The sequence below is a fragment of the Candidatus Planktophila sp. genome, from assembly GCA_030681675.1.
GTDB lineage: Bacteria > Actinomycetota > Actinomycetes > Nanopelagicales > Nanopelagicaceae > Planktophila.
Window position 1 is genome coordinate 1 of sequence record JAUXRP010000018.1, and the last position, 9028, is coordinate 9028.

Below are 9028 nucleotides of genomic sequence, written 5' to 3' on the forward strand. Positions count from 1 at the left end.
CGCTGATCCAACTCCTGCCGCCGTAGCAACAACTGCAGCGCCAGCGCCAGCCGGTGTGAGTGGAACATTTGTTGGTCCAAGTGTTTTTGTTCAGTACGGAAACGTTCAGGTTCAGATCACTGTTGTTAATGGTCGAATCACCGATGCACAAGCGATAGTCGCACCATCTGGTAAAAATTCTCGGTACACACATATGGCAGTCCCAGTTTTGACAAGACAGACTTTGGCGGCACAGAGCTCTAATATTCAAGGAGCATCTGGGGCTTCATATACTTCGTACGGCTGGTATAAATCTTTGCAAGGTGCGCTCGCTAACGCCGGTTTGTAAGGCGTTAGGTAGGCTCGAACCGTGAATCACCTGCGCTCGCATTTTCCCGTGTGGGGCACGGTGGTGGATGTGGATTGTTCATCAGCGAATGTCAGTGGTGACGATTTAAGTAACAGTATGAAAAAAGTAGTTGAGTTTTGTAGATTCGTTGATGAGGATTTTTCTACCTACATCGATGGTTCGTGGGTGTCGCGTTTGCGCCGTGGTAAAACCGTGATTGCGGACTGCCCTGCCGATGTACGGGAGGTGTGGGAACTATGCGAACAGGCCAAATATTTAAGCGATGGAGCATTTGACCCATGGGCGGTGGCAGAGGGTTTTGATCCATCGGGTTTAGTTAAGGGATGGGCGGCTGATATTTGCGCCGATATGTTGGTGGCGGCAGGGGCGCAGCACGTGCAAGTAAATGCTGCTGGGGATTTATCTTTGCGCGGCGGTTGGTTTGATCCGACCGATTCACAGGTTAAGCCATGGAAAATTGGCGTTGTGAATCCCGATAATCGCCAAGAGGTTTTAAAAATATTTGAAATCACCGATGGCGCAATTGCTACATCTGGAACGTATGAGCGTGGAGCGCATATCACCGATCCATATACTGGGATGATCGCTATCGGCGCTAAGTCGGCAACGATTGTCGGTGCTGCGGGATGGCTATGCGATGCGCTGGCTACGGCCGTCATGGTTGCAGGCGAAGATTCCGCGCACTGGTTTACTCAAAGCGAGTTAGCTGGTTATCACGTCTGGGTCATTGATCGCCATGAAAATACTTCATGGAGCATCTAGTGGCACTGACGTATAAAGTACGGCTCGTGATAATTAACTCTGCCGCTAAGGAATGCACTGCATGAAGAGAGTTGGATTCGTAACTGCAGCGCTCTTTGGTATAGCAACTCTCGGGTTAACACCTGCATTTGCAGTAGATGAGCGAGTTATAGATATCGTTTCAGTAAGTTGGGCCGGGGCAGCTCCATTGCCTTCAGATGTTAAAGCTTTAGAGATCTTAGTTAACACTAAAGTCAACGCGAGCTGGAAATCATTTACAACGCTCAATGGAGATACCCGAGACCGCGCTATCTCCTTTGTCGCCGGAAAGGTTTTGGCCGAGCCGATTATCTTGAACTCGAAAATGGCGTGCGTAGGCACGGCATCGATGATTTTCATGAACTCTATGCGCAATGAGGCATATAGGCGTTTAGGTATCAGCGACGATAGCAACCGTTACTTAATAATCACAGCGCCAAAAGCGGGCTGCATCTGGTCAGGGCGTGCCCAACTAGGGACTCCACAATCAACGAGCGGGACCTTAGTTCTACACGATACCGATGACTCGTTCGTGATTGTCCACGAACTAGGACACACCTTTGGTTTGGGCCACACTAATTTTTTACGTTGTAGCGATGGCAAAAAAGATGGTGCATGGGGTGAAACATGTAAGGCAGTGGAATACGGCGGGGTAATTGATGTCATGGGTAACGTAGATACAAAATCACCGCTCAATACTTATCATCAATGGCGAATTGGTTTACTTGATGAATCACAAGTTAAACAAGTGTGGCAAACTCAAACACTGACGCTTGCTCCTTCGGATTTTGCAAATGGCTTACGCGCCATTTATGTTCGCGATGGTTCAGCGGCTTATTGGGTTGAATATCGCAGAACTCTTAACGGTGTCGGTTATAAACCTGGGTTAGTAATATTTCGAATTGATCCGCCACCAATTTCCTCGGTGGTATCTGCCAACCCAGAGGATGCGAGCGCAAGTGAGTTTGAAGATGGCATAAGCACTGATCTGTGGATGCTCAACCTCGATTCATACCGATACTTGAACGCATTTTCAAGTGGCGGTTCTATGACTGCGCTATCGGCAACAACTTATTCGGGAAATTTAACTTTCACTGCTACTGCCAGTGAAACTAGCGCAACTGTGACGGTCACGAAAAAAGCAGATATTACGCCGCCACCAGTACCAGTTCTACTTCCCTTAAGTGAGTGGCGCTATCCAGGTGTTGAAATATTAAAGCCCGGTTATGCCGACGCAGATACAACAATTACATCTTTTGAAGTTTCAATAGATGGCGTTGTTAGTGAACTGCCAGGACACGGGCGTGAGAATTGGTCTCCGGGTTATTTGAATCCATTTACTGCGCCGCTGACTGTTTATGCACGCGATCTTCCCGAAGGTGTTTACTCATTTGCCATCCGCTCGATCGATATCGCCGGAAACAAGAGTGAGTGGTCGCAAGCCATGAAAGTAAATATTGATCGTGGCCGGCCAATTGTGACGAGTGATTTTACCCCCACAGCCATTAATGGCGATCAACTCTCACTTACTTGGACTGGCGCAAAAGATGATGGAAGCGGTCTGTGTAAAACGAATTTAGTTGATAAGGATGGTCTCATCATTCAGAGCAGCACAGCCAAGGCGGCACCAACTGTGAAGGTAAAGAGCGGAACTGTTCTCAAGGCTACTGCCCAGGTGTTTGACTGCATCGGTAATGGCGTTAGTGGAGATCTATCGATAACTAATACTGTAGTTCCGGCAGCTAAATCATCGCGAACCGGTAAGTGGTCTACTGCCGGCGCACTCTATGGATCTGGCGCACTCAAATGCACTGGAAAATGCACTGCGAGCATGAGTGTTAGCGGCCGTTTCGATGTCTTAGTTGGTACTGGCGCAGCTACTGTGAGCGCTGGAGCAAGAACGCTTGCGAGTATTCCGGACTCAAAATCTGCCAAACTTCGGAGCGGTGCCAGCGTTGATATTGGTGCAACCAAGAGAGTGGTACGCATTAGTGGAAATAACTTTGTTCTTATTGCTCTAACGTCGGTGCTCGCTACATTTACAGATGTACAGGATGTTGATCGCCTGCCTGCAGTTACCGATCCATCTCTTACCGATTCCAAACAGGTGGCCCTGTCAAAGTTTGGTTTCAACGCCGATGACTTCAGTCAAGAGTGGAGCGTTCTACCCATGAATGGCGGAACGACGTTAGTAGACCCATCCCTAGATTTATGTAACGGCACCTTTGCATCGGAAAAAGAGCGCGTGGAGCGTCGCCAAGTTGTAGCTACAAAGCCCGAATCGAAATTCTCCTTTCTTTCCACTGAAACTGTCCGATACTCATCTCCGGCGGCGGCCCAGAGTGCACAGCGAGAGTTAGTAAAAGTAATGAACCAGTGCATGATTGAAAAGGGCTTTTCAGATAGCAGCGGGGCGGTTACGCCGTACACATTCACCCAGATCAACTCCTTGCCATCTGGACTAGTTGCCGAGAGTTCGCGGGTTCTAGTTCGCGCGCAGATCGACTCAGGTGCGCGCGCCCGTCAGCTTCTGGGCTTCTATCAATTTAACGGTGCCATGTTTACAGGGCTCTACGTCATGAGCGCCGGTGAAACTCCCTTTACCGATGCCCAGGTCGAAACCTGGCTCAAAGTCGCCGTTACGATGGCTACACGTTTGAGTGGAAAATCCGGATAATCACTCTCGTTTTCCCACGAAAGTAATTAGGCTCTATAGCAACGGCCGCCTTAGCTCAGTTGGCAGAGCGTCGCTCTCGTAAAGCGAAGGTCTCGGGTTCGATTCCCGAAGGCGGCTCTCCTAAATTATTCGAACAAACGCTTACTTTCTTTTTAGATCTCGATAATAGTTTTCGTGTTGCCCAATCGCTTCCCACGTAATTATTTTCTTAGCCTCATTTAAACTATAACCAAGCAGCCACTGAGTTTTGCCGATTTTGAATTTATAGACATAGAGATTTGAGAGATCCCCGATTTTCTTTTGGCCAAGCTGTGGATTCTCAATGACCATGTCCATGCTCTCATGCAGGAAGCTGAGTTCTCGTCTTGAGAGTTTCTTGTAAAGCCTTAAAAATCGAGGTGTCTGATTATCTGTGTAAGACAATTAAATCTCACGGCGTTTAAAGGGAATTTTGTCTCTCTCTAAGGTCTCTAAAGATGCGAGGGAGTCGATTACAAAATTAACTGGTAAATCCGGGTTATCGATACAAGCACGACCAATTTTCGCCCAAAACTCAATTTGGCCAGCGATAGTGCGGTGCTCGATTGCTGCTTCTTTCTTTGCACGCTTATATAAATCGGGATCGATTCTGACTGGCATACTCATAAGGCTATTTTACTACAAAAGTAGTAAATCTGGAAACTGGGTACATTGTGGGTAAATTTTTAAAGAATCAAGGCAAGGTTTTCTCTCCCCACTTTATGAGATTGAGTTTAGGTGCTCAATTTCTGTGCTTGATAAATCAATAATCTGAATAATTTCGTTGAGCTGGGCAACGGTGCGCGCAGATGCGATGGGAACACTTACCGTTGGTTGTGCCCTTAGCCATGCTAAAGCGATTGCAGAAAGTGGAGCCCCATTGTGCGCATTTGAAATCTCATCCATAGCGGCGATAACTGCGTAACCCTTTTCGGTTGCATATTCACGCGCTCCAACTTCACGCTTTGAATCCACTTGAATTACGCCAGGTCGATATTTTCCGGACAGGAAGCCCCGAGCTAAGCCATAAAATGGAAGATTAGAAATTCCAAACTCCGCAACAGTTGATGCCATTCCACTTTCATACGTTGTGCGATCTACTAGATTGTATAAATCCTGCACGGCGACGTATGAAGGTAGATAGTTCTCTTCACTCACTTTCATTGCAAGGCGCAGACGTTCAGGGGAAAAATTAGAGGCTGCTATATAGCGAACTTTGCCTTCTGCAATCAGTTGGCCGTAAGCGCCAAGAGTTTCCTCCATAGGCACTTCAGGATCATCAGCGTGGCTGTAATACAGATCAATGTAATCGGTTTGAAGTCGATTGAGAGATTCTTCGCAAGCGGCAAAAATATTTGCAGCCGAAAGTCCAGGGCGTTGGGCCAATTTCGAAACCTTAGTTGCAATCACCATTGAAGATCGATTTCCCCGAGCCTTCATCCATGAACCAATGATGGTTTCTGATTCACCCCCGACATGGCCTTCTACCCATTGGCTGTAAACATCGGCAGTATCAATGAAATTACCGCCATGGGCGCTATAGGCATCTAGAACATCGTGAGATTGTGCCTCGTCGGCGTTCGATCCGAAGATATTAGTGCCAAGGCATAATGGGTGAACTACGAGGTCGGTTTCTGGAATAGTGATCATGTACGCACAATAAGGCACAATTGCACTGTGGTCGAAACAACTGGTGGTTTTACAAGTGAGGGTTTAGCCCTGGAGGCACGTACGTTAATACTGCCATCACTAACGCAGGCCGAAGCGATTGAAATTGGCGAGATCGCGAAGAGTATTGGTCTGGCACGATCACTTCCAATTGCAATCGAAGTTCGGCTCAAAGAGTGGATTGTTTTCCACGTATCCTTACCTAGCTCAACCCCCTTAAACGATGCCTGGATTGCGCGAAAAGCGCGAGTAACTATGGCCACTGGCCATTCAACGATGTATGAAAGAGTTTTGGCCGAAGAGCAGGGAATTAATTGGTATGAGGTTTATGGCAAGCCCGAAGAAACGCATGCGATACATGGCGGAGCATTGGCGCTCAATGTGACTGGCGTAGGTTTTGCTGGAATATTGCTTATTAGTGGGCTACCGCAAGTGCAAGATCACTTACTCGGTGTTGAAATTATTACAGAGTATTTAGCCCGCAAAGGTGAACTCAGTTGAGCATTTGGGTAGCCGGTGAAGTGCTTATCGATATTTTACCAACTGGAGATGTCGTTGGTGGTGGCCCCGCAAATACGGCAAAAGCCTTAGCAAGATTGGGCCATGAAGTCGATTTTATTGATGGAATTTCCAGCGATAAGTATGGGCTTATGGCCGGCAAAGCTTTAGTGCGCGATGGTGTTGGTTTAGCGCACTCTTTAAAGAGCGACAAACCCACATGCACAGCAACCGTAACCTTAGATTCACACGGTGTTGCTAGTTATGAGTTTCTCATCGATGATACGGCGACTTTTGATTTCGAATCATCGTGGCTTCCAGATCCTTCAATATCTAAGCCATCCGTACTGCATATCGGCACTCTGGCTACGATAATTGAACCTGGGGCCAGCCAGCTATTTGATTGGGCGCTTCGCGTTGGCGAGTTCGCACCGATTGTCTTTGATCCAAATATCCGTCCATCGGTTATGGGCGATAGAGAAATATATTCGTCATCAGTTGAAAAATGGGTCACAATCTCATCGATTGTAAAAGTTAGTGATGAGGATATTAAATGGCTCTATCCAGATGAGACGTTGGATGAAGTTGCCCATCGTTGGATTGCACAAGGTGTGAGTTGTGTTGTTATTACACGCGGTGCACACGGTTTGATCGGCTTTACCGAGCATGGAATGGAAGAGGTCGATGGAGCAAAGGTCACAGTCATTGACACGGTAGGTGCTGGCGATACTGTCGGGGCTATTATTGTTGAAAGTGTAATTTTGCATTCGGTGGCAGAGTTACAAGGACATGTTCTCAATTCAGTACTACACAAAGCTGCGATCGCAGCAGGGATCACTTGTTCTCGGGCAGGAGCTCAACCTCCATACAAGCACGAACTAACAGAGGCGATGGAAAATAATGCAGTTTATTGATGATGCAGAGTTTCAAATCGCAATCGATGATGACAATGGGGCTCGAATAGTTTCACTTAAGTGGCGCGACAATGAATTCGCTGTGCCCTTTCGCGGTCAAGTTCATACATCGGGTTGGTATGCAATGGCGCCATGGGCAGGTCGAATTAATGAAGGGCTCATTACCAACACAAAGGGTGAAAGCTTTCAACTTCCAGCAACGATTGATCCACCACATGCATTGCATGGCTTTGGTCTTATCTCTTCATGGCAGGAAATCGCTCCAGGACGCTCGTTGTTGCACTTGCCAGCGCCATATAACGGAGCAACTGTGGAACAGCGAATTGAAGTTTTAGATGATGCCGTGCGATGGTCACTGGAATACGATGCCAATGGCTGCGATTTACCGGTTTGGATGGGAATGCATCCATGGTTTGCACGAGATTTAGATTATGGCGGCAGTGGAGAAATTGAGTTTGAAGCAACAGAGATGCTAATTCGAAACTTCGAAGGAATTCCAACAGGAGAGCGCTGTGCGCCAACTGCCCAACCTTGGGATGATGCTTTCACTGGGATAAAAGGCACTCCGGCTGTCGTTTGGGAGGATGTCGCACGGATATCGATCGAATGTGATGCACCATGGTGGGTTGTTTACACTGAAGATAGCGAAGGTGTTTGCATCGAACCTCAAACCGCACCGCCCGATGCTCAAAATTTAGGAATCAGTGGCGAGGATTATATTGAAGCGTTATTTGTTTTTGAACGACTTGATTAAGAGGAGTTAGTTCAAGGTTAGACTGGCACAATGATTAATCGGGATACCTTAAGTCGCTTAACCGAAGTCGAACGTATACGTTTCTTAGCGAAACATCCAAAAAGTGGAGATTTATTCGAAGCGGGAAAAGCGAATATGCCCGGCGGAGTTCCTATGTCGTGGATGGCTAAATGGCCAGGTGCTTATCCGATATTCGTTGAGAGCGCTAAAGGTGCACGCTTTACCGATGTCGATGTAAATACATACATTGATTTTTGTTTAGGTGATACAGGTTCGATGACTGGTCACTCACCAGATGCGACCGTCGCGGCAATTCGCGAACAGGTCGGCAAAGGTATCACCGCAATGTTGCCAACTGCCGATGCTGCCATCGTTTCTGCAGAATTATCAAAGCGATTTGGCCTGCCTCTGTGGCAGTTCACGGTCTCCGCCACCGATGCCAACCGACATGTGATTCGTTACAGTCGCATGATTACTGGGCGATCAAAAATAGTTGTAATTGATCGCTGTTATCACGGAAGTGTAGATGAGAGTTTTGCAACATTGGATGAGTCTGGAAAAACTATTTCCCGTGAAGGAAATATTGGTGCACCAGTTGCACTTGATCTTACGACCCGTGTGGTTGAGTTTAATGATATTGCCGGAATGGAAAACGCGTTAGCGCACGGCGATGTAGCAGCTATTTTGATGGAGCCTGCGATGACTAACGTTGGAATCGTTTTGCCACGCTCTGGTTATTTGGAGGCGGTACAAGAGTTAGCTAAGAAGTATGGAGCAATTTTAATTATCGATGAAACCCATACGATTTCGGTCGGTCCGGGCGGAATGACGGCAGATCAGGGCTTAAAGCCTGACTTCTTAACTATCGGAAAAGCAATTGCTGGTGGGATTCCAACTGGAACCTTTGGAATGAGCGCAGCCATCGCTGATTCAATAAAGAAATTGGTCGAGCTAGAGATTATTGATACTGGGGGAATCGGCGGCACGTTAGCTGGTAATGCTCTATCGCTGGCAGCGATGAGAGCCACGTTGACCCAAGTATTAACTCAGGAAAACTTTGATCACATGATTGAGTTAGGAACTCGTTGGTCTGATGGCGTTGATGCCGCAATCAAAGAGTTTGATCTGCCTTGGACGGTAAATCGCCTTGGTGCACGGGGGGAGTACATGTTTGCAATCAAAGCGCCAACAACAGGGGCCGAAGCGAACGTCGCTGGCGATTTTGAATTAGAACAATACATTCACCTGCGAATGCTCAATGATGGTTTTCTGATAACACCATTCCATAACATGGCCCTGATGTGTCCCGAAACAACGGTGGCCGATGTCGATGCACATACCAAAGCCTTTCGCACAATGTGCGCCGAACT

General features: G+C 47.4%; 10 protein-coding genes and 1 tRNA gene. 8 read left to right on the forward strand and 3 right to left on the reverse strand.

Going from position 1 to position 9028, the window contains the following annotated elements:
• From Q8K48_05955 to Q8K48_05970, 4 genes are all read left to right on the forward strand, one after another.
• Positions 1 to 328, forward strand: a 328-nt coding sequence (locus Q8K48_05955) for a hypothetical protein (GenBank protein MDP1851945.1), incomplete at its 5' end; no start/stop codon positions are given.
• 117 nt (positions 329 to 445) lie between these two features.
• Positions 446 to 1111, forward strand: a complete 666-nt coding sequence (locus tag Q8K48_05960) for an FAD:protein FMN transferase (GenBank protein MDP1851946.1) — start codon at positions 446 to 448, stop codon at positions 1109 to 1111.
• 61 nt (positions 1112 to 1172) lie between these two features.
• On the forward strand, positions 1173 to 3806 hold the full coding sequence (locus tag Q8K48_05965) for a hypothetical protein (protein MDP1851947.1): 2634 nt from the start codon (positions 1173 to 1175) through the stop codon (positions 3804 to 3806).
• Between the two features lie 44 nt (positions 3807 to 3850).
• Positions 3851 to 3923 (forward strand) — tRNA-Thr (locus tag Q8K48_05970).
• Between the two features lie 24 nt (positions 3924 to 3947).
• On the opposite strand, the gene Q8K48_05975 is transcribed toward Q8K48_05970, so the two are convergent.
• The 3 genes from Q8K48_05975 to Q8K48_05985 all read right to left on the reverse strand — a co-directional run bounded on the left by Q8K48_05975 (position 3948) and on the right by Q8K48_05985 (position 5474).
• A complete protein-coding gene (locus Q8K48_05975) occupies positions 3948 to 4229 on the reverse strand; it encodes a type II toxin-antitoxin system RelE/ParE family toxin (GenBank protein MDP1851948.1) in 282 nt (93 codons plus the stop codon).
• Positions 4230 to 4451 carry a ParD-like family protein gene (locus tag Q8K48_05980; protein ID MDP1851949.1) on the reverse strand — a complete coding sequence of 74 codons (222 nt, stop codon included), beginning with the start codon at positions 4449 to 4451 and terminating at the stop codon, positions 4230 to 4232.
• Between the two features lie 93 nt (positions 4452 to 4544).
• On the reverse strand, positions 4545 to 5474 hold the full coding sequence (locus tag Q8K48_05985; GenBank protein MDP1851950.1) for an aldo/keto reductase: 930 nt from the start codon (positions 5472 to 5474) through the stop codon (positions 4545 to 4547).
• 27 nt (positions 5475 to 5501) lie between these two features.
• Between Q8K48_05985 and Q8K48_05990 the strand changes: the two genes are divergently transcribed.
• The 4 genes from Q8K48_05990 to Q8K48_06005 form a co-directional block, all read left to right on the forward strand.
• A complete protein-coding gene (locus Q8K48_05990) occupies positions 5502 to 5993 on the forward strand; it encodes a heme-binding protein (protein MDP1851951.1) in 492 nt (163 codons plus the stop codon).
• Positions 5990 to 6904, forward strand: a complete 915-nt coding sequence (locus Q8K48_05995; protein MDP1851952.1) for a carbohydrate kinase — start codon at positions 5990 to 5992, stop codon at positions 6902 to 6904. Before Q8K48_05990 ends, Q8K48_05995 begins: the two co-directional genes overlap by 4 nt.
• Positions 6891 to 7658: a hypothetical protein gene (locus Q8K48_06000; protein MDP1851953.1), complete on the forward strand. Its 768-nt coding sequence runs from the start codon at positions 6891 to 6893 to the stop codon at positions 7656 to 7658. The genes Q8K48_05995 and Q8K48_06000 overlap by 14 nt, the downstream gene beginning before the upstream one ends.
• A gap of 30 nt (positions 7659 to 7688) precedes the next feature.
• Positions 7689 to 9028, forward strand: a 1340-nt coding sequence (locus tag Q8K48_06005; GenBank protein MDP1851954.1) for a transaminase, incomplete at its 3' end; no start/stop codon positions are given.